1 protein-coding gene is annotated in these 1258 nt (G+C 65.3%); it reads right to left on the bottom strand.

The window, feature by feature from the left end:
- Positions 1-1258, bottom strand: a 1258-nt coding sequence (locus tag ACOI1H_RS25655; protein ID WP_422441157.1) for a recombinase family protein, incomplete at both ends; no start/stop codon positions are given.

Genomic DNA, 1258 nt, shown 5'->3' with positions numbered 1-1258 from the left:
CGCAGATGTGTCTCGCACAGTCTGATCACGAGCTGGCCCGGCGCGATCTCGACGCGTACGATCAGGTCAGTCAGCTCTGATGTCGTCGGATCTCCAAGCATGCCGTTCAGCCGCCTGCGCAGGTGCGCCATCTGATCGCCGGATGCGGAGGGACAGATCCTGGCTGCGAACGAGGCGGCAGAGAGCGTTGAGATGATCCGACTGGTGACCTTCGTCTCCAACGCCTGCGCGGGGAGCCGCCAGCCGCCCTGGTGGGCCTCGCCGCTCTGTGCAATGAGGCGTCGCGAGACGTAGTATCGTAGCCGCCGCCCTTGCCGGGTCTTCGTATGCGACGGCGTCAGCCGGTCGCCCGTCTCGTCGAAGAGTTTGCCGCATAGACGCGATGAACGCGTCCCCACCTGGGCGTCCCGGGCCTTTGCAGCCCCGTCCTGCATCACGGCCTGTATCCGGTCCCAGCGCGCCGGATCGATGATCGCCGGATGCTGTCCCGCGTGGATCGCCTTGCGATGCCGGATGCGCCCGGCGTAGAGCGGGTTCGTCAGGATCTGATGGATGTGCCCCCGCGTGAAGGCACCACCACCTGTTGCAGCCCCGTCTGACGACCTGCGGCGCTTCGTTGTCAGCCCCAGATGGTCCGCCTCGGCCTTCACCGCCCGGGTCGTGCCGCGCGTCTCGTAGAGGTCGTAAAGTGTCGCGATGGTCTCGGCTTCGCGGCGGTTGATGGACAGCGTGCGGCCATCGGCGTCATAGCCGATGGGGACCAGCCCGCCCATCCAGAGCCCCTTCCGCTTCGAGGCGGCGATCTTGTCGCGGATCCGCTCCGCCGTCACCTCGCGCTCGAACTGGGCAAAGCTCAGCAGCATGTTCAGGGTCAGCCGCCCCATGCTGGTGGCTGTGTTGAAGGACTGCGTCACGGACACGAACGACGCCCCCGCCGCATCCAGCACATCCACGATCTTCGAAAAGTCGGCCAGGGACCGGGTCAGCCGGTCGATCTTGTAGACGATGATCTGATCGATCAATCCATCGCGCATGTCGGTCATCAGCCGCTGCAGGGCCGGACGCTCCAGTGATCCCCCGGAGAGCCCACCGTCATCGTAGCTGGTCGGCAGGAGTACCCAGCCTTCATGCTTCTGACTGGCGACATAGGACGCACAGGCCTCCCGTTGCGCATCGAGGGAGTTGAACGCCTGCTCCAGCCCGTCCTCCGAGCTTTTCCGGGTATAGATGGCGCAGCGGATCTTCTTCATGCCGCACG

Source organism: Loktanella sp. DJP18 (assembly GCF_049310965.1).
GTDB lineage: Bacteria > Pseudomonadota > Alphaproteobacteria > Rhodobacterales > Rhodobacteraceae > Loktanella.
The sequence above is the reverse complement of the archived record's forward strand: the minus strand, read 5'-3'. Positions and strand labels throughout refer to the sequence as shown.